General features: G+C 67.4%; 23 protein-coding genes. 13 read left to right on the top strand and 10 right to left on the bottom strand.

What is annotated here, in order from left to right; all coding sequences use genetic code 11:
- Positions 1–103: 103 nt before the first annotated feature.
- Genes C5C07_RS04855 through C5C07_RS04845 form a run of 3 tightly spaced genes read left to right on the top strand, consistent with a single transcriptional unit; the run spans position 104 to position 3,676 of the window.
- A complete protein-coding gene (locus C5C07_RS04855; protein WP_115804659.1) occupies positions 104–2,029 on the top strand; it encodes a NosD domain-containing protein in 1,926 nt (641 codons plus the stop codon).
- A complete protein-coding gene (locus C5C07_RS04850) occupies positions 2,022–2,858 on the top strand; it encodes an ABC transporter ATP-binding protein (RefSeq protein ID WP_004972535.1) in 837 nt (278 codons plus the stop codon). The genes C5C07_RS04855 and C5C07_RS04850 overlap by 8 nt, the downstream gene beginning before the upstream one ends.
- Positions 2,855–3,676, top strand: coding sequence for an ABC transporter permease subunit (locus C5C07_RS04845; RefSeq protein ID WP_004972536.1), 822 nt, complete (start codon positions 2,855–2,857; stop codon positions 3,674–3,676). Before C5C07_RS04850 ends, C5C07_RS04845 begins: the two co-directional genes overlap by 4 nt.
- A gap of 51 nt (positions 3,677–3,727) precedes the next feature.
- Here the strand turns inward: C5C07_RS04845 and C5C07_RS04840 are convergent, their stop codons facing one another.
- Positions 3,728–4,372: an FAD-dependent oxidoreductase gene (locus tag C5C07_RS04840; protein WP_115804658.1), complete on the bottom strand. Its 645-nt coding sequence runs from the start codon at positions 4,370–4,372 to the stop codon at positions 3,728–3,730.
- Between the two features lie 306 nt (positions 4,373–4,678).
- Here C5C07_RS04840 and C5C07_RS04835 point away from each other — a divergent pair, with 306 nt between their 5' ends.
- Together C5C07_RS04835 and C5C07_RS04830 are read left to right on the top strand one after the other, a co-directional pair.
- Positions 4,679–6,439 carry a 2-oxoacid:acceptor oxidoreductase subunit alpha gene (locus C5C07_RS04835; protein WP_115804657.1) on the top strand — a complete coding sequence of 587 codons (1,761 nt, stop codon included), beginning with the start codon at positions 4,679–4,681 and terminating at the stop codon, positions 6,437–6,439.
- A complete protein-coding gene (locus tag C5C07_RS04830) occupies positions 6,436–7,299 on the top strand; it encodes a 2-oxoacid:ferredoxin oxidoreductase subunit beta (RefSeq protein WP_004972539.1) in 864 nt (287 codons plus the stop codon). The genes C5C07_RS04835 and C5C07_RS04830 overlap by 4 nt, the downstream gene beginning before the upstream one ends.
- A 33-nt stretch (positions 7,300–7,332) precedes the next feature.
- Here the strand turns inward: C5C07_RS04830 and C5C07_RS04825 are convergent, their stop codons facing one another.
- Together C5C07_RS04825 and C5C07_RS04820 are read right to left on the bottom strand one after the other, a co-directional pair.
- Positions 7,333–8,043: a DUF6517 family protein gene (locus C5C07_RS04825; protein WP_004972540.1), complete on the bottom strand. Its 711-nt coding sequence runs from the start codon at positions 8,041–8,043 to the stop codon at positions 7,333–7,335.
- Between the two features lie 119 nt (positions 8,044–8,162).
- Positions 8,163–8,360, bottom strand: coding sequence for a hypothetical protein (locus tag C5C07_RS04820; RefSeq protein WP_049904942.1), 198 nt, complete (start codon positions 8,358–8,360; stop codon positions 8,163–8,165).
- Between the two features lie 210 nt (positions 8,361–8,570).
- Between C5C07_RS04820 and C5C07_RS04815 the strand changes: the two genes are divergently transcribed.
- Entirely contained in the window at positions 8,571–9,353 is a 783-nt protein-coding gene (locus tag C5C07_RS04815; RefSeq protein ID WP_004972542.1) for an aldo/keto reductase, read from the top strand.
- 88 nt (positions 9,354–9,441) lie between these two features.
- Entirely contained in the window at positions 9,442–9,633 is a 192-nt protein-coding gene (locus tag C5C07_RS04810; protein WP_004972543.1) for a hypothetical protein, read from the top strand.
- Positions 9,634–9,671: 38 nt separating this feature from the next.
- Here the strand turns inward: C5C07_RS04810 and C5C07_RS04805 are convergent, their stop codons facing one another.
- From C5C07_RS04805 to C5C07_RS04795, 3 genes are all read right to left on the bottom strand, one after another.
- Positions 9,672–10,808, bottom strand: a complete 1,137-nt coding sequence (locus C5C07_RS04805; RefSeq protein ID WP_004972544.1) for a DUF373 family protein — start codon at positions 10,806–10,808, stop codon at positions 9,672–9,674.
- A gap of 43 nt (positions 10,809–10,851) precedes the next feature.
- Positions 10,852–11,853, bottom strand: a complete 1,002-nt coding sequence (gene sppA, locus C5C07_RS04800; RefSeq protein ID WP_115804656.1) for a signal peptide peptidase SppA — start codon at positions 11,851–11,853, stop codon at positions 10,852–10,854.
- 90 nt (positions 11,854–11,943) lie between these two features.
- Positions 11,944–12,867: a coiled-coil protein gene (locus C5C07_RS04795; protein WP_004972546.1), complete on the bottom strand. Its 924-nt coding sequence runs from the start codon at positions 12,865–12,867 to the stop codon at positions 11,944–11,946.
- A gap of 299 nt (positions 12,868–13,166) precedes the next feature.
- Here C5C07_RS04795 and C5C07_RS04790 point away from each other — a divergent pair, with 299 nt between their 5' ends.
- Together C5C07_RS04790 and nth are read left to right on the top strand one after the other, a co-directional pair.
- Entirely contained in the window at positions 13,167–13,592 is a 426-nt protein-coding gene (locus tag C5C07_RS04790) for a DUF371 domain-containing protein (protein ID WP_004972547.1), read from the top strand.
- Positions 13,593–13,661: 69 nt separating this feature from the next.
- Positions 13,662–14,468: an endonuclease III gene (gene nth / locus C5C07_RS04785; protein ID WP_004972548.1), complete on the top strand. Its 807-nt coding sequence runs from the start codon at positions 13,662–13,664 to the stop codon at positions 14,466–14,468.
- Here nth and C5C07_RS04780 read toward each other — a convergent pair whose 3' ends face one another.
- The 3 genes from C5C07_RS04780 to C5C07_RS04770 all read right to left on the bottom strand — a co-directional run bounded on the left by C5C07_RS04780 (position 14,469) and on the right by C5C07_RS04770 (position 17,424).
- A complete protein-coding gene (locus C5C07_RS04780) occupies positions 14,469–14,900 on the bottom strand; it encodes a hypothetical protein (RefSeq protein ID WP_004972549.1) in 432 nt (143 codons plus the stop codon).
- 105 nt (positions 14,901–15,005) lie between these two features.
- Positions 15,006–15,389 (bottom strand): methylglyoxal synthase, encoded by a 384-nt coding sequence (locus tag C5C07_RS04775; protein ID WP_004972550.1) that lies wholly within the window; start codon positions 15,387–15,389, stop codon positions 15,006–15,008.
- Between the two features lie 112 nt (positions 15,390–15,501).
- Positions 15,502–17,424 carry a beta-CASP ribonuclease aCPSF1 gene (locus C5C07_RS04770; RefSeq protein ID WP_115804655.1) on the bottom strand — a complete coding sequence of 641 codons (1,923 nt, stop codon included), beginning with the start codon at positions 17,422–17,424 and terminating at the stop codon, positions 15,502–15,504.
- 248 nt (positions 17,425–17,672) lie between these two features.
- Between C5C07_RS04770 and C5C07_RS04765 the strand changes: the two genes are divergently transcribed.
- The gene (locus C5C07_RS04765; RefSeq protein ID WP_115804654.1) at positions 17,673–18,152 is read left to right on the top strand and encodes a hypothetical protein; all 480 of its coding nucleotides are present in this window, start codon (positions 17,673–17,675) and stop codon (positions 18,150–18,152) included.
- Positions 18,153–18,193: 41 nt separating this feature from the next.
- Here C5C07_RS04765 and C5C07_RS04760 read toward each other — a convergent pair whose 3' ends face one another.
- On the bottom strand, positions 18,194–18,691 hold the full coding sequence (locus C5C07_RS04760) for an HTH domain-containing protein (RefSeq protein ID WP_115804653.1): 498 nt from the start codon (positions 18,689–18,691) through the stop codon (positions 18,194–18,196).
- Positions 18,692–18,854: 163 nt separating this feature from the next.
- On the opposite strand from C5C07_RS04760, the gene proS reads away from it, so the two are divergent.
- From proS to C5C07_RS04745, 3 genes are all read left to right on the top strand, one after another.
- Positions 18,855–20,321: a proline--tRNA ligase gene (gene proS, locus C5C07_RS04755; RefSeq protein ID WP_004972554.1), complete on the top strand. Its 1,467-nt coding sequence runs from the start codon at positions 18,855–18,857 to the stop codon at positions 20,319–20,321.
- A gap of 160 nt (positions 20,322–20,481) precedes the next feature.
- Positions 20,482–25,017, top strand: coding sequence for a glutamate synthase large subunit (gene gltB, locus C5C07_RS04750; RefSeq protein ID WP_115804652.1), 4,536 nt, complete (start codon positions 20,482–20,484; stop codon positions 25,015–25,017).
- Between the two features lie 139 nt (positions 25,018–25,156).
- The gene (locus C5C07_RS04745) at positions 25,157–26,908 is read left to right on the top strand and encodes a PQQ-binding-like beta-propeller repeat protein (protein ID WP_115804938.1); all 1,752 of its coding nucleotides are present in this window, start codon (positions 25,157–25,159) and stop codon (positions 26,906–26,908) included.
- Positions 26,909–26,978 lie beyond the last annotated feature (70 nt).

Genomic DNA, 26,978 nt, shown 5'->3' with positions numbered 1-26,978 from the left:
CCTAGCCACCGGCATGTACGACCGCGCGACAGGCAGGGGGCACCTCGACGCGGCGGCTCACCCCGCCGGGGTCCCCGCATCCGACAGGGTCGGGCGCTGACCGATGGCGCTCGTCACGCCCGAGACGACCCGCTGGGTCGCCGCCGCGACGGCGCTCGTCTTCGTCCTCGCGAGCGTCTCCTTCGTCGTCCCCGCCTCGGGCTCCGTCGCGCCGGTCCCCTTCGACGACACCGTCAAGACCGGCGGCACGTCGGTCGACGTTCGCACGGCCGAAGTCGAGGGCTTCGAAGTCCCGCTCGCGCAGGTCCACTTCTCGCGGTACCGCTTCATCATCGGCTACTACGACGTGACCACGGCCGCCGCGGACGTGTCCACGGCCGAGAGCGCCCGCCAGTTCGGCGACCCGCTCGCGGTGTTCGTCACCGACTACGCGACGGTCTCGCCCGCGCTCGACGACGACGGCTACCTCCGAACCGAACACAACCGCAACCCCGGCTGGACGAAGGCGTCCGAGGCGTCGTTCGTCGTGGACGCCGGCGCGCGAGTCCCCTCCGGGCCGATTGCCGTCCCGTTTTCCGACGCCGACGCGGCGCGCTCGTTCGCTGACACCCACGGCGGCACGGTCGTCGATTGGGCGACGCTCCGCGACCGCGCCGGCGACCCGCTTTCGTCACGGCTCGACGCCTTCGAGTCGTCGGTCGCCGCCCACCACGAGTGGGCGAACCAGACCACCGCTGCGAGTGATGCGCTGTTCGACAGGCCCGTCTCGACCGTCGTCGGCGAGGACGCGCCGACCGTCGAAGCCGCCGTCGCGTCGGCCCCCGCGAACACGACCGTCTACGTCCCCGCGGGCACCTACTCGGTCGACGCGGTCGAACTGAACCGCTCGGTTACGCTCCTCGGAGCCGGACCCGAAACGCGGCTCGTCGGCGACGGAAACGGCAGCGTCGTCCACCTCCGCGCCGACCGGAGCGCGGTCGGGAACCTCTCTATCGCCGGGGTCGGCGAGACCGGGACCCGCCGGGTCCGCGCCAGCAACGAGTCCGTCGACTGGGACACCCGCGTCGAACTCGCCTACGGCCGCGGCGACGCCGGTGTCGTCCTCGACGGCGCGAACCAGTCGGCCGTCCGCGGGGTCGAAATCGACACGCCCGCGAGCGGCATCATCGCCCGCGAGAGCGCCGACAGCGTCGTCGACGGCGTGACCGTCCGCGGGGCCGACGAGCCCTCCGAGGGCTTCATGGGCGTCGTCCTCATCGGCGAGCGGTCGGTCGTGCAGGACTCGACGTTCCTCGACGGCCGCGACGGCGTCTACACCCACCGCGCCGACGGGAGCGTCGTCCGCGACAACCGCATGGAGGACGGTCGCTACGGCGTTCACCAGATGTACACCTCAGACGCGCTCGTCGCCGACAACGTCGTCCGCGGGGACCGCATCGGCGTCGTCCTCATGACCCGGCCCGTCGGCAACCTCGTCGTCGGAAACGACGTGCGCGAGTCGGACTTCGGGTTCATGCCCGCCGGGAGCGACACCTACGTCGCTGACAACGTCTTCGCCGGCAACGACTACGGCATGGACGTGAGCGGCGACCGGCAGGTGTACGTCGGAAACGTCGTCGCCGGAAACGGGGTCGGTATCCGCGGGAGTTCGACGTTCCCGACGAACGTCGTCGTTCGAAACGACATCGTGGACAACGACGTGCGCGTCGAGTCGTCGCTCGGCCCGATGCGGACGTGGACCGCCGGCGGCGAGGGCAACTACTGGGGCGACCTCCCGCTCGAAGACGCCGACGGCGACGGGGTCTACGACCGAGCGTACCAACCCTCCGGGGCGGTCGACGCCGAACTCGGCCGGGAACCCGGCGCGCTCGCGCTCTCGGAGTCGCCCGCGGTGCGCGCGCTCCGCCGCGCCCGCGACGCGGTGTCCGGCCTCCGCGGGTCCGGCGTCGTCGACGCCGCGCCGCGGGCCGAACCGGTCCGCCCCGAGACGCTCGCCGCCCTGAACGCGACGGAGGAGACCGATGGCTGACCGCGAATCGGCGGAGCCAGCGACTGACGAACCCACCACGATGTCGAACCCCGAACCCACGACGACGGCCGAGACGGATTCCGACGAATCGACGGGCGAGAGCGCCGCCGCCGCGGCCGCCGACCGACCGGCTATCGCCGCGACCGACCTCAGCCACGCCTTCGGCGACGTGCGCGTCCTCGACGGCGTCTCGCTGTCGGTCGCCCCCGGCGAAATCGTCGCGCTCGTCGGCCCCAACGGCTCGGGGAAGTCCACGCTCCTGCGGTTTCTCGCGCGGGTCCGCGCGCCCGACGAGGGAACGGTCACCATCGGAGCCAGTGACGGGCGCGCCCGCGTGGGCTACCTCCCGCAACAGCCCGGCTTCCGCGCCGGCTTCTCCGCGACCGACACGCTCGAATTCTACGCGCAGTTCGTGGACGACCACGTGGACGTGGCCGACGTGTTGGAGCGAGTCGGCCTCGCGGACGCCGCCGACCGCCGGGTCGACGCGCTCTCCGGCGGGATGACGCGCCTGCTCGGCCTCGGGCGGGCGCTCGTCGGCGACCCGGCCGTGGTCGTCCTCGACGAACCGGCCAGCGGCCTCGACCCCGGCATGGTCGAACGGCTGTTCGACATCGTCTCCGACCTCGCCGACGCGGGCGTCGCGGTCGTCCTCTCGTCGCACAACCTCGGCCCCGTCGAGCGGACCGCCGACCGCGTGGTCGTCCTCGACGGCGGGCGATTCGTCGCCGACGGCGACCCGCGAGCGGTGGTCGAATCGGTCGGCGCGGCCGACCTCCAGACCGCCTTCGGCGACCTCGTGGCGACCGAGGAGGTGACGGGGAGATGAGCGCCGGCGGCCGCGACGGCCTCGGCGACCTGTTCGCCATCGCGGCGCGCGAGCTTCGGACGGTCGTCAGGACCCCCGCGGTCGTCGCGCTCTCGGTCGTCTTCGCGCTGACCGTCGTCGCGGTCGCGGCCGCGGGCTCCGGCGCGCGCGGCGGGTACGTCCCGCTGGTGCTGGATTTGGTCCCGTTCGTGGAGGCGCTCGTCCCGCTTCTCGCCGTCGCGCTCTGCTACCGGGCGGTGCTCTCGGACCGCGAGTCGGGCGAACTCGACGTGCTCAGGACGTTCGACGTGTCTCGTCCGGCCTACGTCGGCGGCGTCTACCTCGGTCGCGGGCTCGCGCTCGTGTTCGTCGTCTTCGGGTCGCTGCTCGCCGCGGGCGCGACCGTCCCCGTCCTCTCGCCGCCGGACCCGACGTTCCTCGCGCTGAACGAGGCCGCCGACTCGCCGGTCGCGTTCCTCCGGTTTTCGGTCCTCGCCGTCCTGTTCGCCCTCGCGGTCGCGGCCGTCGCGCTCGCCGTCTCGGCCGCCGCGCGGACCGCCCGGCAGGCAATCGCGCTCGCCGTCGGCCTGCTCGTCGCCTTCGTCGTCGGCGTCGACGCCGCCGCCGTCGCCGGACTGGCCTCGGGGAGTCTCGGCATCGACGCGGTCCCGCTCGTCCTCGCGGCGAGCCCGAACGGCGCGTTTCGGTCGCTCGTCCTCGGCGTCGCCGTCGAGACCGGCGGTTCGACCTCGCCGGGCGCGGCGCTCGCGGGGCTCGTCGGGTGGGTCGCCGTCGCGCTCGCGGTCGCGGTGCTGACGGCGTGGCGACCGGTAGAATAGTGCTGGGCAGTGCTGGACAGCGCTGGGCGGGCGGGCAGGCGGTCGAAGCGCCTACCCGAAGTTCTCGACTTTCGCCGCGTCGGCGTCGCCGCCGGCCGCTTCGACCGCGTCGGTCGCGCGCTCGACGAAGTCGGCGAAGCCGTAGACGAACACCTGCTCGCCCTCGTCGCCGGTGAGCGCGTCGGAGACGGCGTCGGCGAGGGCGGACTCGTCGCCGGTGACGACGACGCTCGCGCCGTCGTCCCGGAGCGCGGAGAGCCGGTCTTCGTGCGCGGGCGCGTCGTCGAGGTAGACCACGGCGGCCTCGTTGCCGTCGGCGACCGCGGCCTCGGCGATGCCGACCGCGGGGCCGACGCCGGGGCCGCCCGCGAGGACGACCACGCGCGACTCGCCGTCGTAGTAGCTCTGACCGAACGGCCCGGAAATCTCGATGTCGTCGCCGGCGGCGAGCGAGTCGAGGTGCTGGCTGAACGGCCCGGCCTCCTCGGGGTCGATGCCGATGGTCACCTCGAACGTGTCGCCGACGCCGGGCGACGAGAGCGTGTAGAACCGCGCGTACGACTCGCCGTCGACCTCGGCGGAGAGTTTGACGAACTGGCCCGGTTCGGCCTCGAAGCCGTCGGGCGTCTCGAACTCGATGGCGACCGTTCCGGGGCCGACGTCGCGGACCGCGGCGACGGTGACGATTGCGTCCATGCGAGCGGCTTGGTCGCAGGCTCACAAGGGCCTTGCCTTCCCGGACGCGTGCGCCGGAGAGCAGGACAAACCGTCCCGGCCGTGCACATAGTGTGAACCGGAAAGAATTGCCACGAGAGGGCAAAACACACCTTGATTGGATGTTCGTCCAGTTATTTCCCACATAGGCGGGCCCTTATTTCACACAACCATCTCAATTAGCGCCTCTAAAACTTGTTCGTTAAATTTCTATATGTTACCGGTACCGTCGTTTAACACCAATTTTCAGAAGGCTTTTGACCCGGCTATGGGTAGATTTCACTCAGCATGCCTGCGGACTTCAACTGGGCCATCGGCGGCGAGGCTGGCGATGGCATCGACTCCACGGGGAAGATTTTCGCTCAGGCGCTATCCCGGGCTGGACGCCACGTGTTCACCTCTAAGGACTTCGCTTCGCGAATCCGGGGCGGATACACCGCGTACAAGGTTCGGACTGCCATCGACCCCGTACAGAGCGTCGTCGACCGACTCGACGTGCTCATCGCACTCACACAACGAACAATCGACGAGAACCTCGACGAACTGCACGAGGGCTCCGTCATCATCTACGACGGCGACCGCTCGACGATGGCGGACGTCGAAATCCCCGAGGGAATGGTCGGGCTGGACATCCCCCTCAAGGCGCTCGCCGAGGAGGCGGGCGGCGCTATCATGCGCAACGTCGTCGCGCTCGGCGCGGCGTGCGCCGTCGCAGACTTCCCCATCGAGAACCTCGACAGCGCGCTGCAGAAGCGCTTCGGCGGGAAGGGCGAGGCCATCGTCGAGAACAACAAGAAGGCGGCTCGCGCGGGCCTCGAATACGTCCACGACGAGTACGACCACGAGTTCGACTACGACCTCGAGACGACCGACGAGGACTACGTGCTCATCAACGGCGACCAGGCCATCGGCATGGGCGCCATCGCCGCCGGTTGCCGCTTCTACGCCGGCTACCCCATCACGCCCGCGACGGACGTGATGGAGTATCTCACCGGCCGCATCGAACGCTACGGCGGTCACGTCGTACAGGCGGAAGACGAACTCGCGGCCATCAACCTCGCGCTCGGTGCGGCACGCGCCGGCGCGCGGTCGATGACCGCGACGTCCGGTCCGGGTATCGACCTGATGACCGAGACGTTCGGTCTCGTCGCCACCTCGGAGACGCCGCTCGTCATCGTCGACGTGATGCGCTCCGGTCCCTCGACGGGGATGCCGACCAAGCAGGAACAGGGCGACCTCAACATGATGCTCTACGGCGGCCACGGCGAGATTCCGCGCTTCGTCGTCGCGCCGACGAGCATCGACGAGTGCTTCTGGAAGACCGTCGAAGCGTTCAACTTCGCCGAGAAGTACCAGGTTCCGGTCTACGTCGCGGCCGACCTCGCGATGGCGGTCACGGAACAGACGTTCTCTCCCGAGGCGTTCGACATGGACGAAGTCGAAATCGACCGCGGCAAGGTCGTCGACGACGACTCCATCGACGAGTGGCTCGACGAGGAAGGTCGCTTCCAGCCGCACGCGCTCACTGACGACGGCGTCAGCCCGCGCGCGTTCCCCGGCACGGAACAGGGCGCACACATGTCGACCGGTCTCGAACACGACGAACTCGGTCGGCGGACCGAAGACCGGTCGATGCGCGTCGAGCAGGTCGACAAGCGCGACCGGAAGGTCGAGACCGCAAAGGAGACCGAGGACTTCTCGCCGCGCGAGTTCGGTGACGCCGATTCGGACACGCTCATCCTCTCGTGGGGCTCCAACGAGGGCGTGCTCGTCGAGGCGCTCGACTTCCTCGAAGAGGACGGCATCGACGTTCGCTTCCTGTCGGTCCCGTACATGTTCCCGCGGCCGGACCTCACCGAGGAAATCGAGGCGGCAGACGAGGTCATCGTCGTCGAGTGTAACGCGACGGGGCAGTTCGCCAACGTCGTCGAGCACGACACATTGACCCGTGTCAAGCGCATTAACAAATACGACGGCGTCCGCTTCAAGGCGGACGAACTCGCAGACGAAATCAAAGCCACCCTCGACGCAGAGGAGGTCTCAGCATGAGCTCAAACGTCCGCTTCACCGACTTCAAGTCAGACAAACAACCGACCTGGTGTCCCGGCTGTGGGGACTTCGGGACGATGAACGGCATCATGAAAGCCCTCGCCAACTCCGGCACCGACCCCGACAACACGTTCATGGTCGCCGGTATCGGCTGTTCCGGGAAAATCGGGACGTACATGCACTCGTACGCCATCCACGGCGTCCACGGGCGCTCGCTCCCGGTCGCCGCCGGCGTCAAGCTGGCGAACCCCGACCTGACCGTCGTCGCCGCCGGCGGCGACGGTGACGGCTACTCCATCGGTGCGGGTCACTTCATCCACGCCGTCCGCCGCAACGTGGACATGGCCTACACCGTCATGGACAACCGCATCTACGGCCTCACGAAGGGGCAGGCCTCGCCGACCTCGCGCGAGGACTTCGAGACCTCGACGACCCCCGAGGGACCGAAGCAGCCCCCGGTCAACCCGCTCGCGCTGTCGCTCGCGGCCGGCGGCACGTTCATCGCGCAGTCGTTCGCGACGGACCACAAGCGCCACGCGGAAATCGTCCAGGAGGCCATCGAGCACGACGGCTTCGGCTTCGTGAACGTGTTCAGTCCCTGTGTCACGTTCAACGACGTGGACACCTACGACTACTTCCGCGACAACCTCGTGGACCTCGCGGACACCGACCACGACCCGACCGACTACGACGCGGCCAAAGAGAAGATTCTCGACTCGTCGAAGGAGTACGAGGGCGTCATCTACAAGGACGAAAGCTCCGTCTCCTACGAGGAGAAGTTCGGCGTCGACCAGAACATGTCGGACATCCCGTCGGGCGCGCCCGACGACGCGATGGACCTCGTCCGCGAGTTCTACTAACGCCGAACTCGCGGTCGACGCCGCGCCGCCCGCTCATCGAACTTCGACCGTTCTTTCGACCGTCCCCGGATGCTCGACAGCGCCCGCGAGCGCCGCGACCGCCTCGGTCTCGTCCACGTCCGCCCCGTGGACCGCGAGGACGACCACCACGTCGCCGTCGTGTTCGACCGTCGCGAGGTGGAGTTTCACTTCGGCCGTCCCGCCCTCGTAGGCGACCGTCTCGCCGTCGACTGCGGTCTCACCGGCTTCGACTTCGACCGTGCCAGCGTAGGTGACGAGTTCCGTCTCCGACCCGAGCATCGTGACGTTTCGCGCACCGACCTCGCGGACGCCGTTGACCTCGGGGACGTTTCCGAGCGCCTGCGCGTCGGCCAGCAAGTCGAGACCGGCCGCGACGAGCTCGCGGTTGCCGAGGTTCGAAAGCGGGTTGACCGACTGGCCGGCGACCTCGGCGTTCGGCGACGAGACGACCACGAGCGCCGTGATATCGTCGTCGTCGGTCGTCTTCGAGTATCCGGACACCCAGACGTCCGCGCCGACGGAGCGGGAGGCAGGACCGACGCCGACGTCGTACGAAAGCGGGACGACGGTGCTGTTGCCGTGGACATAACCGTGTGCCTCGTAGGTCGACGCGGGAATCGTCGCGGGCTGGGCCGCGAACGTGGTCGAGCCGCCGAGTCCACCGAGGCATCCCGCGAGCGCGACGACGAGCGCGAGCGCGAGGGCTGTGCGTAGTTGAGGCATGCCACCTAGAGGCGCTCTGAGAGTATGACAGTCTCGCCGCCGCGGAGAAAACCGGCCGGGCGAATCGAGGCGAACGGGTCGAACTGGGACCGTCGCCGGGACGCCCGCCAACCCGCTCGTTACTCTACCGACTCGACGTGGAGTCGGTAGCGCGTCCCGCAATCGAGACACCGGGCGTCGTCGGATTCGATGAGTTCCGTCACCAACACCTCGCCGAACTCGCAGTTCGGACACTCGTAGACGAGCGAGTCACCCGCGATGCGGTGTGCGAACGCGTTCGTGTTCTCTTCTGTCAAGGGTTCTGATGCGGACGACATTCCTGACCACCGTTCAGATATGCTACCACATGTCACATAAACTATCCGCCGCGGGACGTCGAAGGGTGTGAGACGCCGTGTGACACACTCTCGGGCCGTGAAAGCCGGAAATTCGCCCGCCCTTTCGGAACGTCTTTTCAACTCGCGGCCCACGGTTCGCCCATGACGGAGAACGCCGCTTCAGCGGACGACGCACCGCGGGCGAACGGGATGCCGATGCTCGGGCTCGGGACGTGGCAGAACACGAACGCCGACGAGTGTCGCAACGCGGTGCAGACGGCGCTGGAGATGGGCTACCGCCACATCGACACCGCCCAAGCGTACGAGAACGAAGCGGAGGTCGGCGAGGGCATCGCCGCCGCCGACGTCGACCGCGACGAGGTGTTCCTCGCGACGAAGGTGTGGGCCGACAAGCTGTCCCACGACGACGTCATCGAGAGCACCGAAGAGAGCCTCGAAAAGCTCGGCGTGGACTACGTCGACCTCCTGTACGTCCACTGGCCGTCCCGCGAGTACGACGCCGAAGAGACCCTCGCGGCGTTCGACGAACTCGTCGAACGCGGGCTGACAAAGCGCGTCGGCATCTCCAACTTCGAGCCCGAGCAGGTCCGCGAGGCCGTCGAACTGTCCGAGTCGGGCGCCTTCGCCAACCAGATCGAGATGCACCCGCTCCTCCAGCAGGAAGAGCTCCGCGAGGTCTGCGCCGAGGAGGACATCGAAATCGTCGCGTACTCGCCGCTCGCCCGCGGGAACGTCTTCGACGTCGACGTGCTGTCCGACATCGCCGAGAAGCACGACGCGAGCGAGGCGCAGGTGTCCTTGGCGTGGCTCCGCGAGAAGGGGGTCACCGCGATTCCGAAGGCGACGAGCGAGGGCCACATCCGCGACAACTGGGAGTCGCTCGCGCTCGACCTCGACGACGAAGACGTGGCCGCCATCGACGCCATCGAGACCGAAGAGCGCTGCATCGACCCCGACTTCGCGCCCTGGTAAGCGACTGAACCCGCGTTTTTCCGGTTCGCCTCTCGATTCGCCGTCGGAAGCCGCAACGGATTTGTCGAACGAGTCCCGACAGAATCGCATGGAATTCGACCTCCCCAAGACAGTCGCGTTGCTCGTCGCGCTCGTCGTCGTCGGAACCGCGGCCCTCGTCGGGATGGGCGTCATGGCCACGAGTACCGTACTGATGATGGTGACGCCCGCGATGCTCGTCTTCGGGGCTGTCTGTCTCGCCATCGGCGTCAAGCACGGCGAGTACCGAGCGGCGAACTAACGGCGCGGAGCGAAGCGACAAAGCGGCGCGGAATTCCCTTAGCTCTCGTTTTCTCGCGGCGTGTCGACCACGTCTTCGAGCGTCTCGTCCGAGACGCTCGCCGAGATGCGGACGCCCACGACGCTCACGACGATGCCGGCGACGATGAACATCGCCAGCCGCTGGACCGGCGTGAGCGCGAGCCGCCCGAGCAGTTCGAGGTTCGGCAACTCCCCCTGTCGTTCGAGGAGGAAACCGGCGAACCCGCGGACGACCAGCCCGATGGCGACGACGCCGAACGGGAGGTTCATGTACGACGTGGAGACGCGCTCGCTCCCGATGAGCTCGTCCAAGAGACGGCCCGCGCTCGCGGTCAGCGCGGCGAGCGCCAGCCACGGGACGCTGTGGTAGACGAACAGGAGCGACGGGACGAGCACCTCCTCGCTCCCGCCGACGCCCGGCGTCCGGATGGCGAGCGCGCCGAGGAACAGCCCGACGATGGCCAGCCCCGCGGCGACCGCGTAGGTGACGACCGACACCTGTCCGGAGTAGAGGGCGTCGCGAATCTGGTCGGGCGCGTCCGAGAGGAACTCGTCGATAGCGAGCCCCTTGTAGAGGAGCACCGCGCCCATCAAGGCGGCGAGCCCGGCCATCGCGACGGCGGGCGTGAACTGGACGAGAAGCAGCGGGACGAGGAGCAGTCCGACCCCGAGCGGGACGAGTATCGTCGAGCGAAGCTCCTCGTCGCCGAGGAACTGCTTGAGCAGGTAGTACGTCGACTCGATGTCGTGGGCCTGTCGGACCACCACGCGGTCGACCGCGTCGACCCGGAACCGGCTCTCGACGACGGGGACGAGCCGCTCGTCCTCCGCGCTGTCGATGACGACGACCGCGGACTCGACGTCGTACCGCTCGGCGAGGTCGTCGAGCTGTCGCGCGACGGCGCGGTCGGCTCCGACGGGGCTGTCGCTCGTTCCCGAGATGACCGCGATTTCTGCGTCCTCGCGCTCGTCCCTGAGTTCGCGCGTCGTCCGAAGCGCCGCGAGAAGGCAGTTGACGCTCGAATCCTCGGGGTCCGCGAGGCCCACGTCGGTGACGAGCGACCGAACCGCTTCCCAGCCGACGACGGGCGTCGAGAGCCCGGTCTTGCGGCCGATGTCGTTCGCCCGGTCGACACAGAGGACGAGCGTTGTCACGTCGAAGACGAACGCGGGCGCGGGCTAAAAAGCCTCCCAGTCGTCAGAACCGAAACGAAAAGCCGTCGTCCGGTTCGACCGACGAGGCGACCCCCGCGCCGAAGGCGTACGCCGCGCCCTCGACGCCGCCGCGGAGCCGGTCGGTGAGGCCGACCTCGGGGGTGAACTCCCTGACCGAGACCTCGTCGCGGCCGAGGAGTTCGGCGAGTCGGTCTTCCACGTCGTCGCGGGTGCCCAGCGAGTCGACCAGTCCGAGTTCGTGCGCCTCCTCGCCGAGGTAGACGCGGGCCTCCGTGTCGCGGACGACCTGCGGGTCCATGTCCCGGCCCTCGGCCACCCGTTCGACGAAGTCGTCGTAGTAGTCGTCGATGAGCCCCTGGAGGTACTCGCGTTCGTCCTCGGTCGGCTCCTTAAGCGCCATCCCGGCGTCTTTGTACTTCCCCGCGGCGAACCGCTCGTAGGAGAGGCCGACCTTGTCGGCCAGTTCCGAGGCGTTGACCGACGAGCCGATGACGCCGATGGAGCCGACGACGCTCACGTCGTGGGACCACAGCTCGTCGCAGCCGCTGGCGATCCAGTAGCCGCCCGAGGCGCAGGTGTCCGTGGCGTACGCGACCGTCGGCCCGTCGAAGTCGGCGGCCGCTCGGCGGATGTCGTCGCTCGGCAGCACCTCGCCGCCGGGCGTGTTCAGTTTGACGAGGAGCGCGTCGACGTTCTCGTCGTCGGCCGCGGCGTCGATCTGTTCGACGATGTCGTCGGCGGGCGTCCCGCCGCCGCGACCCGGAACGGGACCACCGCCGCCGTCGCGGGAAATTGGCCCTTCGACGGCGACCTCGGCCACGTCGTAGTCGGGGAAGGCCGCGGCGGCGAGCCTGCCGCCGACGCGGAGCGCGGCGACGACGGTTCCGATGACCAAGAGGAGCCCCGCGAGGTCCGCGAGCGTGTCGGGGACGCGGTAGAACAGGACCCAGCCGACCGCCGCCGCGACGACGGCGAGGACGACCACGATAGCCAACCGGTAGATGCGCGTGAAGCTGTCGGTCACGGTGAATCACTCATGGCTGTCGCTGGGGCTTCGAACGGGATAAAAATGATACGTCGCAAGCGCGACGAAGAGAGAGAAAGTGACCGGGGTTTAGAGCAGACCGGACTTCTGAAGCTTCATCAGGTCCTCGGTCTCGAGGGTCTCGCCTTCCTTGAACTTCTGGTAGATCTCCTCGGCCTCGGCCTTGGCGGCTTCGCGCTCCTCGGCGCGGGAGTCCTTGCGCTGGCGCTCTTCCTTCTTGTCCAGCTCGCGGAGGCGCTTCTGGACGCGGACGAAGTCCTCGTGGTGACGGTCGGCCGCTTCCTGGGCTTCGACGAAGAGCTCGTGCATCTCGTCGGCCTTGTCGCGGATGTCGTCGGCCTCGCGGTAGGCCTCGATCATCTGGTTGTGGTGTTCCTGGGCGTCGTCGGCCAGCTCGGTCACCTTCTGGTGGTGCTGGGACGCCTCGGAGCGGACCTCTTCTGCCTCTTCGATGAGTTCTTCGAGGTCACCGCTCTCTTCGACCTTGTCCTTTTTTTGACGAAGTTCTTCGCGCTTGTTCTCGATCTTCTCGATGAGCTCGCGCTCGTCTTCTGTCGAGAGGACTTCGGTCTGCTGGCGGAACTCGAGTTGCTCGATCTCCTCTTTGAGCTCGTCGATGTCCTTGCCGTCATCGAGCTCGAGGTCGCTTTTCATCTCGTCGACCTCGTCGAAGAGCTCGTTGGCCTTCGCGTTGAGCTCGTTGCGGCTCTGCTTGTGTTCCTGCACCTGCGAGTTCATTTCGTCGCGCTTCTCGCGGTGCTTCTGGGCTTCGTCGACCTTCTCGCGAGTCATCGCGTTGAGGTCGTCGCGCTTGGATGCGCGCTCAGAAGCCATCTGGTTTAGTTCATTGCGGCGGTCACGGAGTTGACCGGCGAGTTTGATGAGTTCGCCTTTCGAGCCGCTCTCGAGCTTTTCGTCTGGGAGATCGATGTTTCGTGCCTCGTCGAGTTCCTGCACGTCGAACTCGCTAAGTACTTCCTGCTTCGTTACCATGCGTAATCAATCCTCGATACCATCACCACTCCGTGCGTGGCGGCTGCTCGTGGGAGTGCGACCGACCGTGGATAAGAATTCCCGATCATTCTGCGTGCGATGCCGCCGGAACGCCGGAGGCGCTCAGGTACATACACATACAGGCGACCAGTTAATAAATACTTCGGTGGAAATTCGGGTGAAAACAGTTACCACACCGCTCGTATCGACCGTATTCACCATGTCAGTGTTTGCCATGGCCGTATATAAATGGGATGCGAACCGTGGGGGCTAAACCGAGTCGGGTCGGATGCCACGCCATGAGAGAAGTCATCCGCGCACGCGGCCACGAGCACGTGCGCGCCGAGCACGCGAGCACGTTCGAGGTGACGAGCGACGACTGGCTCACCCCCGCGGGCGACTGTATCATCGGCGTCGAGGCCGACCGTACCCCCGCCGACTTCGACCCGGCGTTCGTCGAGGCCTGTCAGTCCCACGACGCCACTATCGACGTGCGCGTCCGCGTGGACGCGGACGGCGACACCTACGAACAGACGGTCCGCGCCCGGGGACACCCGGACCTCTCCTTCGAGGGCGACCGCAGCGTCGTCTTCCGCACGAGCGACTACGTGGACGACCGGACGGGTGCGGTCGGCGCGGCCCACGCCGCCGCGGGCTTCGACCGCGACCTCGTCTCGGCGCTCGCCGACGGCGCGGAACTGACGGTCACCATCGAAGTCGAGTAGCGCCCGCGAGCGGCCGACCGGGCGAGACGACGAGATGCGCTTTTCACCGCGCGGTCGTAACCTTCGGGCATGCCCGAAGAACCCTCCGAGAACATCAGCGGCGGCGCGAGCGGCGGCGGTCGAGAGACGGCGTTCGACCCCGCCGACCCCGAAACCGCGACGCGCGCCGAGGTCGTCGTCGACCGACTCGGCGAACGCTACTGGCGGAAGGCCTACGGCGGACAGGGCGGCTTCGAGTGCCTCGTCCGGACGATTCTGAGTCAGAACACGAGCGACAAGGCGAGCCAGCCCGCCCACGACCAACTCATGGCGCAGTACGGCGGCGGCGACCTCGCCGAGTCGCTGGCGGCGGCCGACCGCGAGGGCATCGTCGAGGCCATCCGCTCCGGCGGGCTCTACAACCAGAAGTCGAAGCTCATCCAAGGCGTCGCCGAGGACGTGCTGGCCGACTTCGGGAGCGAGGCCGGTTTCGACCGCTACGTCCGCGAGGAAGACCCCTCGACGGTCCGCGACCGGCTCCTAGAGATGAAAGGCGTCGGCCCGAAGACCGCCGACTGCGTCCTCCTCTTTGCGGGCGGCCGCGGCGGCGTCTTCCCCGTCGATACGCACGTCCACCGCATCGCTCGGCGAATCGGGCTCGCGCCGGCCGACGCCGACCACGAGGGCGTTCGCGCGGCGCTCGAACGCGACATTCCCGACGAAAAATGCGGCTTCGGCCACACCGCGATGATTCAGTTCGGTCGCGAGTTCTGCACGGCCCGCAAACCCGCGTGTCTCGACGGCCCCGAGGCGTGCCCGATGGCCGACGTGTGCGACATGGTCGGCGTCGACGCGGCGGCGCAGTCCGTCACCGACCCCGCGGCCGCGGACGACTGATTAACAGGACTTCGTTTTGAGCCCGCTGACCGGCGAGCCGTCGTCCTCGTAGCTCGATTCGATACCCGAGTCGGCGAACATCGGGAGGTTCATCGAGTAGTCGTAGACGACGCTGAACCGCGAGAAGGGGTTCGAGAGGAACGCCGACGCGGGGCCGACGCCGTCGAACGCGACGCCCGCCCGGAGCTGGACCACGGAGTCGTTGCCGACGGAGCCGCTGGCTTCCATCCCGAAGCCGCCCTCGCCGCCGAGGTTCTCGAAGACCGAGAGGAAGACCACGAGGTCGATGCCCGCGCCCTCGCCGCCGATGTCGAACTGGTGGCCCTCGCCGGGGAAACACGGCGAGGTCGGGCCGGTCGCGGCGGCGACCGGGGCGGTCGCGACGGCGAGAATCACGGCGAGCGTCAGGGACGCGCGGGTCGCGGCGTTCATACCGTCGCCTCCGGCGCGCTGGTAATTAAGGATACGCCGCGGTTCTCAGGGATGATACCGTGTGTCGAAGCAAACGAAACCGCGGACGCAACTCGGACCCGGCGGTTACTCCTCGCCGTCGAGCTGTCTGATGAGTTCGTCGAGGACGGCGTCCGCGCTGGCGAGGTTGGTCGCCAGCGGCGTCTGGTGCACGTCACAGATGCGGAGCAGCGCGGTGATGTCCGGCTCGTGGGGCTGGGCGGTCAGCGGGTCGCGGAGGAAGATGACGCCGTCGCAGGTCTCGCTGGCTATCTCCGCGCCGATCTGCATGTCGCCGCCGAGCGGCCCGGACTGCTTGCGCTCGATGTCGAGGCCCGTGGCGTCGATGAGTCGCTGACCGGTCGTCCCCGTCGCCATGAGCTCGAAGCGTTCGAGGTCGGCCTGTCGCTCCTCGGCGAACGAGATGAGGTCCGGCTTCTTCTCGTCGTGAGCAATAAGTGCGAGACGCATGGCAAACACTCGTTCGAGCGTCGTGATTAATCTTCGCCCGGAAGCCGTCCGTGAGAAATCGTCGCGCGGCGGGGGATTGACGCGCCGGTGTGGTCGCCGTGGACGAGAGTCGTTACTTGAAGCGGAACGTCTCGAGGTTCTTCGGCGCGAACGTCCGCATGTTGTAGTCGTGGTAGAGCGCCGACGAGAGGTCCTGGACGGAGCGCTCGTCACCGTGGACGCACAGCACCTTCTCCGGGCGCGGATTCATCGTCTTGACGAAGTTCTCGAGGCCCTGCCGGTCGGCGTGACCGGAGAAGCCATCGACCGTCTCGACGTCCATCTTGAGCTTCAGCGTGTCCGACCGGCCCATGCCGTCGCGGCCGTTGACCGGAATCTCGTCCCAGCCGTTCTGGATGCGGCGGCCGAGCGTCCCCTGTGCCTGGTAGCCGACGAAGACCAGCCGGGACTTCGGGTCGGGGCCGACGTGGCGGAGCCACGACATGATGGGGCCGCCGGTGACCATCCCGGAAGTCGAGAGGATGATGGCCTGGTCGCCGTCGGCGACGTCCTGTCGCTCCTCTTCGCCGCCGTCGATGTGGTTGAACTCCTCGGCGAGGAACGGGTTTTCGTCCTCGTGGAAGATGCGGTCGCGGAGGTCGTCGCGGAGGTACTCGGGGTAGGTCGTGTGGATGGCCGTCGCCTCCCAGATCATCCCGTCGAGGTGGACGGGCATCTCCGGAATCTTACCGGAGCGCATCGCCTCTTCGAGGACCAGCATGATCTCTTGGGAGCGACCGACAGCGAACGCCGGGATGACGACCTTGCCGCCGCGGTCGTACGTCTCGTTTATGACCTCGATGAGACGCTTTTCGGAGTCCTGCTGGTCGGTCTGGTAGTCGTTGCGGCCGCCGTAGGTCGATTCGAGGACGAGCGTCTCCACGCGCGGGAAGTCGTTGACCGCGCCGTTGAACAGGCGGGTGTCCTCGTAGTGGATGTCGCCGGAGAACGCGACGTTGTAGAGGCCGTCGCCGATGTGGAAGTGCGAGACGGCGGAGCCGAGGATGTGGCCCGCGTTGTGGAAGGTGAGCTTCACGTCGGGCGCGATGTCGGTCACGTCGCCGTACTCCAGCGGGATGGTGTGCTTGATGGCCTCGCGGACCATCTCGGACTCGTACGGCGGGGTGCGACCTTCCTTCGAGGCGACGTCGAGGTAGTCGAGCGTGAGCAGACCCATGAGGTCGCGGGTCGGCTCAGTCGTGTAGATGGGTCCGTCGTAGCCGTACTTGAACAGAAGCGGGATGAGCGCCGAGTGGTCGAGGTGAGCGTGGGTGAGGACGACGGCGTCGAGCGAGTTCGCGCCCGACCCGAGCGCCTCGGGGACCTGCAGATACGGCACGTCGTCGGAGCCGGGCTTGTCGCCGCAGTCGACGAGGATGCGGGTCTCGGGCGTCGAGACGATGAAGGACGCGCGGCCGACTTCGCGGCAGCAGCCGAGAGTCGTGATGCGGACCCACTCGTCGTCCGAGAGCTGTTCGCGGTGAATCTGCCGACCGGTCCGTTCGAGGATGCGGCGGCGGTCCTCGCGTTCCTGCTTCAGAAAGTTGCGGACGTTCGAGACCGTCGAGGACTCGATGGGCGGGGTGCGGACGACTTCGGGCGTCCAACCGACTTTCTGCGTAATCTCGCGGAGCGTCGAGCCGTGGCGACCGATGACCATGCCCGGTTTCTCGGCCTCGATGACGACTTCGCCGGTGTCGATGTGGAAGTCGAGGTCGGTGACGCCGGCCTCCTCGGGGATGACACTCAGAATCTTGGGTTCGGCCTCTCGGGGGTCGGACAGCACGTCCGGATCCGGGCGAACCGTGATTCGCTTTCGGAGCTTACTCGCGAGTTTCCGGATGAGGTCGCCGTTCTGAGCGAACTTCTTCGGGTCGCGCGTGTAGACGACGAGTTCGGGACCCTCGTACTTGACGTCGGAAACCGAGATGTCGCGGGGGAGTTCGTTCGTAATCTCTGCCTTCAAATTCTCGAGTTGTTTATCTACGGAGCTCATAGTTACGAGCGACCCGTCCGGTCCTGCGCCGGCAGGTCTCGGGAACCCCTACCTCAGGAGCGTCGACACGAGACGGTCCACGTGTACGAGTGCCAGTCTCGGCCAACTGCGGAGAGAGCATAGTGAACTGAATACGGTGGTATCTCGACTGCGGGAAGAGGCAGGGAAAACCCGCTTACCCGACAGTACCATGTCGCCAGTATAAAACCCTTCGCAAAGTCGAAGCGTCTCGGGGCCGACCGACGACCATGGAACTCACACCGGCGGCCGTCTCGGCGGAACACGACTGGGTTCGAGAGCGCGCGGACGTGGTCGTCCCGCTCATCAACGAGACGCGACGGCGACTCGGCGAGCAGTTCGACACCCGCGTCGGCGAGGTCGACGACGCGGCCTACCTCGACGCGGTCGACGCAGTGTTCGCCGACGGCGAGGTCGGCGTCAACGTCGCGGCCTACGTGCGCATCCTCAAACAGTTGGACGTGCAGGACGACTATCCGGGGTTCGTCGTGGACGAGGTGCTCGGCCGCGAACTCGCGGCGACCATCGCCGGCGGCGAGCCGCTCCGACTGCTCGCGCAGGCGACGTTCCACTTCGCGGACGTGGCCGTCCACACCGACGGTCCCGCCGGACGCGACGACCTCGATGCCGCGCTCGCCGCGGGGTTTCAGACCCGCCTGCCGGGGTGGTCGTGGCGCGAGGGCGACTCACCGTTCGACAGCCGGCGCTGACGACGGGGCGGTGTCGCCAGAAAAAACCGTGTTCGGGCCGCTTACCACTCGATTCGGACGCGCTCCGACGACTGCTCGGACTCGCGTTCGGCCTGGGAATCGAGGTCGCTGAGACGTCCGCGGAACGCACCGGTACACTCCTCGCACGCGGTCACGTGCGCGAGAACGCCGTCCTCGTACTCCGCCATGACCGCCCGCGGGGTCCGCCGCGTCGGTCGTTCCGGTCCCATCCGGCCGATGCCGCGCACCTCGGGGTCGCCTAACCCCGCCAAGCGCTCGCCGCGCGTCGCCGCCCACCGCGCGTACGACGCGAGTCGGTCGCGGGCGCGGCGCTCGCGCGGGCTCAACTTGCCGGAAAGGTCCACGAATCGGTCCCACGTCTCGACCGTGTACTCCGAGACGAGGCCGCGTTCGACGATATCGTCCAGTCGCTCGATAACCGGTGTGAACTCCGCGCGCCGGCCGCTCGGAACCCACAGTTCGATTCGGACCGCCTCCTCCCGAGGAGTCGGCCGCTCGTCGCTCACAATTGTGTCCATTGTTAGCACGCCAACCACCACGTTCTGGTAGGACACCCGACGATATGTATCTATGCGTCCGCCGGAGTCGCCGAACGTCGTCGGCGAAAGACGGTCCGTGCGGCGGAGCGGCCCGCCGGCACCTTCGGGGCGTTTAAGGGTTCGCTGCGGCTACCGATGGGCAATGAGCGACGAGCAGGAACTCGGTATCACCGAGTCGAAGCAGTACAACACCGGCGAGTGGTACGCCGAGGTCGTCCAGAAGGCGGGCCTCGCGAACTACGGCCCGGAGGGGATGAGCGGCTTCATCGTGACCCGCCCGCGCGGCTACGCGCTGTGGGAGTCCATCCAGAACTACCTCGACGGCGAGTTCAAGAAGACGGGCGTCCAGAACGCGTACTTCCCGCTGTTTATCCCCGAGAGCTATCTCGAACGCGAGAAGGACATCGTCGAGGGCTTCGACCCCGAGGTCGCGTGGGTCACCCACGGCGGCCACGAGGAACTCGAAGAGCGCCTCGCCGTCCGCCCGACCTCCGAGTCCATCATCGCGCCCTACATGGCCCGGTGGGTCCGTAGCCACCGCGACCTCCCGCTCCGCGTGAACCAGTGGGCCTCCGTCGTGCGCTGGGAGGCCACGGAGACGAAGCCGTTCTTCCGCACCAAGGAGTTCCTCTGGCAGGAGGGCCACACGGCCCACGAGACCCGCGACGGCGCGTGGGACGAGACGATGACTCGCCTCTCGCAGTACCGGTCGCTCTACGAGGACGTGCTCGCCATCCCCGTGCTCCGCGGCGCGAAGCCGGAACACGACAAGTTCCCCGGCGCGGACACGACGACGACCGTCGAGGCGCTCATGCCCGACGGCAAGTCCGTGCAGGCCGGCACCTCCCACTACCTCGGCACCTCCTTCGCCGAGGCGTTCGACCTCACCTACACGACCGAAGACGAGGACGAAGAGCCCGCCCACACGACCTCGTGGGGCCTGTCGTGGCGCTCGCTCGGCGCGCTCATCATGACGCACTCCGACGACCAGGGCCTCGTCCTGCCGCCGACCATCGCGCCCGAGCAGGTCGTCATCGTCCCCATCTGGCAGGCCGACACGCAGGAGAAGGTCCTCGAGTACGCCGAGGACATCGCCGACGAGCTCGAAGACGCCGGCGTCCGCGTCGAACTCGACGCCCGCGACGAGCGCAACCCCGGGTTCAAGTTCAACGAGTGGGAGCTCAAGGGCGTCCCCGTGCGCTTCGAAATCGGCCCGAACGAGGTCGACGACGACGTCGTCACCGCCGTCCACCGACCCGACGGCGAGTCGGTCGAACTCGACCGCGAGAACATCGCCGAGGCCGTCCAAGAGCAGTTCGACGAGGTGTACGCGAAGCTCTACGCCGCCGCCGAGGAGAACCTCGAAGAGAACGTCCGCGAGGCGTCCGCCCGCAACGAGATTCTCGGCACCATCGGCCAGCACGGCGGCTACGTGAAAGCGCCGTGGTGCGGTGACGAGGCCTGCGAGGACGAGATTAAAGACCAGATCGCCGCCGAAATCGTCATGGTTCCCCTGAACGACGAGGACGCGGAGATTCACGACGGCGAGGACTGCGCGGTCTGCGGCGACGACGCCGAGGAGACCGCGTACTTCGCGAAGTCCTACTGAGCCGCCCGCCCCACAGTTCCACACGATTATTCATATTTTTCGTCGTGCGTCGAATCATCATTAGTCGACATACTATGTATGGATACATCCTTATATGACATTGTAACACCCTTATGGTTTCAGGAAAAGTTGCTTATGGTGGTAGCTGTATCATTGGCGTATGACCAAGCCACACATAGACGCACCCTTCGCTCAGGGCGGGTTAGCCGACCCGACCGACGAGCGGTCGAACTGCGGCGTTGGGGCCGTCGTAGACCTTGAAAACGGCGCCTCGCACCGAGTCGTCGCAGACAGCCTCGAACTCCTGGAGAACCTCGAGCACCGCGGCACCACGGGCGCCGAGGAGAACACCGGAGACGGGGCGGGTATCCTGTTCCAGCGACCGGACGAATTCTTCGAAGCAGTCCTCGAAACCGAGCTTCCGGACCGTTACGCGGCCGGTTCGGTGTTCATGCCGACCGACGACGAGGTCCGCGAGCGCGTTTCGGCGGTTGTCGAGGATTCGCTGGCCGACCACGGGCTGTCCGTGTTCGACTGGCGCGACGTGCCGACCGACAACTCCGAACTCGGCGCGACCGCGCTCGAATCGGAACCCGACGTCTGGCAACTGTTCGTCGAGCCGGCCGACGAGATGACCGCAGACGAGTTCGACCGGGCGCTCTACCTCGCCCGTCGCGCCGCCGAGAAGGCGGTCGATACCCTCGCCATCGAGGGCGCAGGCCGGTTCTACGTCTGCTCGCTCGACCGCAAGACCATCGTCTACAAGGGGCTGCTCACGGCCGAACAGCTCCCGAACTACTACCCCGACCTCGGCGACGAGCGGATGGTGACCGAACTCGCGCTCGTTCACGCGCGCTTCTCAACCAACACGCTGGGCGCGTGGCACCTCGCCCACCCGTACCGCCAGGTCATCCACAACGGCGAGATAAACACCATCCGCGGTAACGTCAACTGGATGCGCGCCCGCGAGACGGACCTCCAGCACGAGGCCTTCGGCGACGACATCGAGACGCTCAGGCCCATCACGAAGGCCGACCAGTCCGACACCGCGAGCGTCGACAACGCGGTCGAACTGCTCCTCAAGGGCGGCCGCGAACTCCCGCACGTCCTGCGGATGCTCATCCCCGAGGCGTACCGCAACGACGACGCGATGGACCAGGCGCGCCGCGACTGGTACGACTTCCACGCCTCGCTGGTCGAGCCGTGGGACGGCCCCGCGCTCGTCGCGGCGACCGACGGCGACCGCATCGCCGCCGTCCTCGACCGCAACGGACTCCGGCCGTGCCGCTACGAGGTGACGACCGACGGTCGCCTCATCGTCGCCAGCGAGGTCGGCGCGCTCGACACCGACCCCGCGGAAATCGAGTCCCGCGGCCGCCTCCAACCCGGCGAGATTTTCATGGCCGACCCCGACGAGGGCCGCGTCATCCCCGACGCCGAGGTGTTCGACTCCCTCACCGACGAGAAGTACGGCGAGTGGCTCGACGAACAGCAGCGCCACCTCGACGAGCTCGCCGGCGACGCGGACTCCACCTCGCGCGGACAGGTCGAGTCGCTCCGGGCGACGCAGGCGGCGTTCGGCTACACGCACGACCAGCTCAACCACATGATAGAGCCGATGGCCCGCGACGGCAAGGACCCCGTCGGCTCGATGGGCGACGACACGCCGCTTTCGGTGCTGTCGGACCTCAACCGCCCGCTGTTCACCTACTTCAAGCAGCTGTTCGCGCAGGTGTCGAACCCGCCTATCGACTACATCCGCGAGAAGCTCGTGACGAGCCTGGAGTCGCGGCTCGGCTTCCAGCGTAACCTGCTCGACGAGTCGGCCGACCACGCGCGCCAGCTCGTCCTCGACTCGCCCGTCCTCACGGACGCCGAGACGGCCGCCATCAAGGACCTCGACGACGACATGCGCAGCGCCGTCGTCGACATCACCTACGAGCAGGGCGGCGACCTCCGCGAGGCCATCGAGGCCGTCCGCGACGAGGCCAAGGCGGTCATCGAAGACGGCGCGGATATCGTCGTCCTCTCCGACCGCAACGTCGGCTCCGAGCGGGTCGCCATCCCGAGCCTGCTCGCGACGGGCGCGGTCCACCACAGCCTCGTCCGCAACGGCCTGCGGAACCACGCCGGGCTCGTCGTCGAATCCGGCGACCCCCGCGAGGTCCACCACCTCGCCACGCTCGTCGGCTACGGCGCGGGCGCGGTGAACCCCTACCTCGCCTACCAGACTATCGAGGACATCGTCGCCGGCCCCGACGGGGCCGACGAGGGCGAGGCCATCGACGCGTACGTTCACGCGCTCGAAGACGGCCTGCTCAAGACGATGGCCAAGATGGGCATCTCGACGGTCGAGAGCTACCGCGGCGCGCAGATCTTCGAAGCCGTCGGCCTCGCCTCCGACTTCGTCGCCGAGTACTTCGAGGGCACCGAAATCCGCACCGAGGGTATCGGACTCGACGTCATCGAAGAGGACCTGCTGACCCGCCACGCCGCCGCCTTCGGCGCGGACCCGAAGCTCGAACGGCAGGGCGAGTACGAGAACCGCTCGGCCGGCATCCACCACGGCTGGAACCCCCAGACCGTCGGCACGCTCCAGCAGTCGGTCCGCGCCGGCGACTACGAGAAGTACAAGGAGTTCGCCGAGCTGGTCAACGACCAGTCGGAGCAGCTGAAGGCGCTCCGCGGTCTGCTCGAGTTCGACTCCGACCGCGAGCCCGTGGACATCGACGAGGTCGAACCCGTCGAGGACATCGTCAAGCGCTTCTCAACGGCCGCGATGTCGCTCGGCAGCCTCTCGCCGGAGGCCCACGAGAACAACTCCATCGCGATGAACCGCATCGGCGGCAAGTCCAACTCCGGCGAGGGCGGCGAACCGCCGGAGCGCTTCGGCACCGAAAAAGAGTGTAACGTCAAGCAGGTCGCCTCCGGCCGCTTCGGCGTCACCTCGCATTACCTCTCGTCGGCCGACGAGATTCAGATCAAGATGGCGCAGGGCTCGAAGCCCGGCGAGGGCGGCCACCTCCCCGGCAAGAAGGTCAACGAGATGATCGCCCACGTCCGCTACGCGACGCCGGGCGTCGGCCTCATCTCGCCGCCGCCGCTGCACGACATCTACTCCATCGAGGACCTCAAACAGCTCATCTTCGACCTGAAGTCGGCCAACCCCGACGCCGACATCAACGTCAAGCTCGTCTCCGAGGCCGGTATCGGCACCATCGCCGCCGGCGTCTCGAAGGCGAAAGCCGACGTGGTCCACATCTCCGGCCACGACGGCGGCACCGGCGCGTCGCCGAAGACCTCCATCAAGAACGCGGGCCTCCCGTGGGAACTCGGCCTCGCCGAGGCCAACCAGATGCTCCGCGCGACGGGGCTTCGCTCCCGCATCCGCGTCTCCGTCGACGGCGGCATGAAGACCGGCCGCGACGTGGCAATCGCCGCCCTCCTCGGCGGCGAGGAGTACATCTTCGGGACCGCGTCGCTCGTCACCTCGGGCTGCGTGATGGCCCGCCAGTGCCACGAGAACACCTGTCCGGTCGGCGTCGCCACGCAGGACGAGAACCTGCGCCGCCGCTTCCCCGGCGAGCCCGACCACGTCATCAACTACATGACGTTCATCGCGGAGGAGCTCCGCGAGATCATGGCCGACCTCGGCTTCACCTCGCTCGACGAGATGATCGGTCGTCCGTCCCTGCTCCGGCAGATAGAGACGGACCACGAGAAGGCCAAGCACCTCGACCTCTCGTCGGTGCTGGCCGAGCCCAAGACGGGCGCGCGCCGCAAGACCGAAGAGCAGGTCCACGCGGACATCGGGACGCACGTCGACCACAAGCTCATCGACGAGGCCGCGGAGGCAATCGAGGACCGCGAGCCGGTCGTCATCCGCCGCGACCTCTCGAACGTCGACCGCGCGGTCGGCGCGATGCTCTCGAACCGCATCTCGAACGCCCACGGCGGCGAGGGCCTGCCGGACGACACCATCCGCTGCGAGTTCGACGGTATCGCCGGCCAGACGTTCGGCGGCTTCCTCGCCCGCGGCGTCACGATGCGGCTCACCGGGGCCGCGAACGACTACGTCGGCAAGGGCCTCTCCGGCGGCCGCGTCATCGTCAACACGCCCGCCGAGGCCAACTACGAGGCCGCAGAGAACATCCTCATCGGCAACGTCGCCCTCTACGGCGCGACGCAGGGCGAATGTTACGTCAACGGCCTCGCCGGCGAGCGCTTCGGCGTCCGCAACTCCGGCGTGAAGGCGGTCGTCGAAGGCGTCGGCGACCACGGCTGCGAGTACATGACCGGCGGCGTCGTCGCCGTACTCGGCGAGACGGGGCGCAACTTCGCCGCGGGCATGTCCGGCGGCGTGGCCTACGTCTACGACCCCGACGACGAGTTCGCCGCGAAGGCGAACACCGAGATGGTGACGCTCGAAACCCACCTCGACGACAAGGACGAGGCGATGCTCACCCGACTCGTCGAGAACCACCTCGCGTACACCGAGTCCGACCGCGCGGCCGAACTGCTCGACGACTGGCAGTCGGTGCTCGGCGACTTCGTGAAGGTGATGCCCGACGCGTACGCCGAGGTCATCGCCGAGGACGGCCGCGAGGACGTGCGTAACGAACTTCCGGCGAAGGCGGGCGCAATCGTCGACGCCGGTACCGACAGAGTCGGCGCAGCGACGACGAGCGACGACTGAGGACCGACTCGACCGTCAGCGACTGACGGTCCGGTCGCCATCCCGCGTTTTCTTGCTGTTCGGTGTGTTTTTTCGGACTGTTTCGTATCACTTACCGAACAGATAATGATGAGCCGTCCGGGGCCATGTCGGCGTGGACATGACCCGAGATTACTCGCGGCGGACAGTCCTCGCCACCCTCGGTGCCCTCACGGCATCCGGCGTGGCCGGCACCTCGCTCGCGGACAGTCACTCGACGGCAGAATCGGACACGGTCACGACCGAGGATTGGTCGCAGTCTCGTGCCGAACCGGGACGCACCGGCGCAGTCGCTCCCGAATCGGCGCCCGACGACGAGTACGCCGCCCTGTCGTGGCTGGACGGAACGTGGCATAAGACCAGCGCGAACGAGGTACTCGTCGACGACGGGGCCGTCTTCCAGACGTTCTACACCAACGACAGCACGTTCCGCGGGGGCGTCGTCGCCTACGAGGTCGACACGGGCGAAGAACGTTGGAAATACATCGCACCGGAGTACGGGGCGTCAGAGCCCGGAATCGGCCGGGTGACCGACACACCAGCCGTGGCAGAAGGGACGCTCTTCGTGACGAGCGAGGCAGGATACACCGATTCGGACGTCAAATACGGTGGCCTCCACGCGCTCGACTTGGATACCGGCGAAATTAATTGGCAGAAGACACCAGCGGACTACGCAAGTCCGGACGAGGAGTGGCTCGGGACGCCGCTCATCGCCGACGGCTCCCTCTACGTCCAGCACCTGACAAACGCCAGCGCAGACCCGGACCAACAGGAGTCGGTCGTCGCGGAACTCGACCCCGAGAGCGGCGAAGTCGTGTGGCGCTCCGACGCGTCGTACCGGTCCTATCCCTACATTGGCGACGACGAGACGCTCTACGGGATGGCGACGTACACCGACGCGGCGAACGAACTCGTCGCGTGGAACTCCAACGACGGGAGCAGGCGGTGGACGGCGGTGCTGGAAGACGGTGTGAACTTCGTCGACTCGGCCCACAAAAACGGTCGCATCTACCGTTCCTCCGGGAATCGGTTCCGAACGGACGAGATAAACCGAGTCGTCGCACACAGCGACGAGGACGGAAGCGTCGAGTGGGAGACGAGACTCACACCCGACGGCGAGGAGTCGGCGCGGTTCATCAGCGCACCGGCCGTCGCCGACGGCACCGTCTACGTCACCACCGCGCTCGACGTGGACTCGGTGGCCGAGGAGGGCGTCCTCTCGACGGTCTACGCGCTCGACGCCGACACCGGAGACACGCTGTGGACACACGACACCTCGACGGAACTCCACGGCGACCCGAGCGTCGCCGGCGACACCGTCTACCTCGGCGGGAGCGCCATCCCCAAGTCCGTCGGCGAGTTCGAACGCGAACGCCGACACCCCACGATACACGCGCTCTCGACCGAAGACGGGTCCCAGCAGTGGTCCTATCTGGTTCGACACGAGCAGGGCGCACCGTCCCGAAAAGCATCGACGCCGGCACTCGCGGGCGGACGAATCTTCGCCGGCTATCTGGAAGAAGAGTCCACCGAGCAGGCCGGGGTGTTCGCCCTCGAAGGGAGTCCCACCGCCCCCGATTCGAGGAATCTCCCGCGCTCCTCGGATGCCCCGGTCGCCCGCATCGTCACCGACCCCGAAGACGCCGACTCGACGGACCTCGATTCCGGGACCACCGTCGGCCTCGACGGAACCGCGTCGACGGGTGAGGTGGCGACCTACGAGTGGCAGTTCGGCGAGGGCGCATCGTTCGAAGAACGCGGTTCGACGACAGAGATCACGCTCGACTTCTGTGGCACACTCGACGTGACGCTCCGCGTCACCGGGCCGGATGGGAACCGGAGCACCGACACCGTCAGCCTCTCGACCGACTGATTTCGGGGGAAAGTCCCTCCGTCACCCCTCTGCCGTCCCATTTTTTCACCGACCGTCCGAACTCGACGAT

Source organism: Haloferax sp. Atlit-4N, assembly GCF_003383025.1.
Classification (GTDB): Archaea; Halobacteriota; Halobacteria; order Halobacteriales; family Haloferacaceae; genus Haloferax; species Haloferax gibbonsii.
The sequence above is the reverse complement of the archived record's forward strand: the minus strand, read 5'-3'. Positions and strand labels throughout refer to the sequence as shown.

Excerpts from the sequence above, each read along its gene's own strand:
- proS (WP_004972554.1), top strand. The coding sequence starts at position 18,855 with ATGAGCGACGAGCAGGAACTCGGTATCACCGAGTCGAAGCAGTACAAC.
- nth (WP_004972548.1), top strand. The coding sequence starts at position 13,662 with ATGCCCGAAGAACCCTCCGAGAACATCAGCGGCGGCGCGAGCGGCGGC.
- C5C07_RS04840 (WP_115804658.1), bottom strand. The coding sequence starts at position 4,372 with ATGGACGCAATCGTCACCGTCGCCGCGGTCCGCGACGTCGGCCCCGGA.
- C5C07_RS04825 (WP_004972540.1), bottom strand. The coding sequence starts at position 8,043 with ATGCCTCAACTACGCACAGCCCTCGCGCTCGCGCTCGTCGTCGCGCTC.
- C5C07_RS04810 (WP_004972543.1), top strand. The coding sequence starts at position 9,442 with ATGGAATTCGACCTCCCCAAGACAGTCGCGTTGCTCGTCGCGCTCGTC.
- C5C07_RS04795 (WP_004972546.1), bottom strand. The coding sequence starts at position 12,867 with ATGGTAACGAAGCAGGAAGTACTTAGCGAGTTCGACGTGCAGGAACTC.
- C5C07_RS04835 (WP_115804657.1), top strand. The coding sequence starts at position 4,679 with ATGCCTGCGGACTTCAACTGGGCCATCGGCGGCGAGGCTGGCGATGGC.
- gltB (WP_115804652.1), top strand. The coding sequence starts at position 20,482 with ATGACCAAGCCACACATAGACGCACCCTTCGCTCAGGGCGGGTTAGCC.
- C5C07_RS04775 (WP_004972550.1), bottom strand. The coding sequence starts at position 15,389 with ATGCGTCTCGCACTTATTGCTCACGACGAGAAGAAGCCGGACCTCATC.
- C5C07_RS04760 (WP_115804653.1), bottom strand. The coding sequence starts at position 18,691 with ATGGACACAATTGTGAGCGACGAGCGGCCGACTCCTCGGGAGGAGGCG.
- C5C07_RS04820 (WP_049904942.1), bottom strand. The coding sequence starts at position 8,360 with ATGTCGTCCGCATCAGAACCCTTGACAGAAGAGAACACGAACGCGTTC.
- C5C07_RS04780 (WP_004972549.1), bottom strand. The coding sequence starts at position 14,900 with ATGAACGCCGCGACCCGCGCGTCCCTGACGCTCGCCGTGATTCTCGCC.
- C5C07_RS04845 (WP_004972536.1), top strand. The coding sequence starts at position 2,855 with ATGAGCGCCGGCGGCCGCGACGGCCTCGGCGACCTGTTCGCCATCGCG.
- C5C07_RS04830 (WP_004972539.1), top strand. The coding sequence starts at position 6,436 with ATGAGCTCAAACGTCCGCTTCACCGACTTCAAGTCAGACAAACAACCG.
- C5C07_RS04850 (WP_004972535.1), top strand. The coding sequence starts at position 2,022 with ATGGCTGACCGCGAATCGGCGGAGCCAGCGACTGACGAACCCACCACG.
- C5C07_RS04790 (WP_004972547.1), top strand. The coding sequence starts at position 13,167 with ATGAGAGAAGTCATCCGCGCACGCGGCCACGAGCACGTGCGCGCCGAG.
- C5C07_RS04815 (WP_004972542.1), top strand. The coding sequence starts at position 8,571 with ATGCCGATGCTCGGGCTCGGGACGTGGCAGAACACGAACGCCGACGAG.
- C5C07_RS04745 (WP_115804938.1), top strand. The coding sequence starts at position 25,157 with ATGACCCGAGATTACTCGCGGCGGACAGTCCTCGCCACCCTCGGTGCC.
- C5C07_RS04765 (WP_115804654.1), top strand. The coding sequence starts at position 17,673 with ATGGAACTCACACCGGCGGCCGTCTCGGCGGAACACGACTGGGTTCGA.
- C5C07_RS04770 (WP_115804655.1), bottom strand. The coding sequence starts at position 17,424 with ATGAGCTCCGTAGATAAACAACTCGAGAATTTGAAGGCAGAGATTACG.
- C5C07_RS04855 (WP_115804659.1), top strand. The coding sequence starts at position 104 with ATGGCGCTCGTCACGCCCGAGACGACCCGCTGGGTCGCCGCCGCGACG.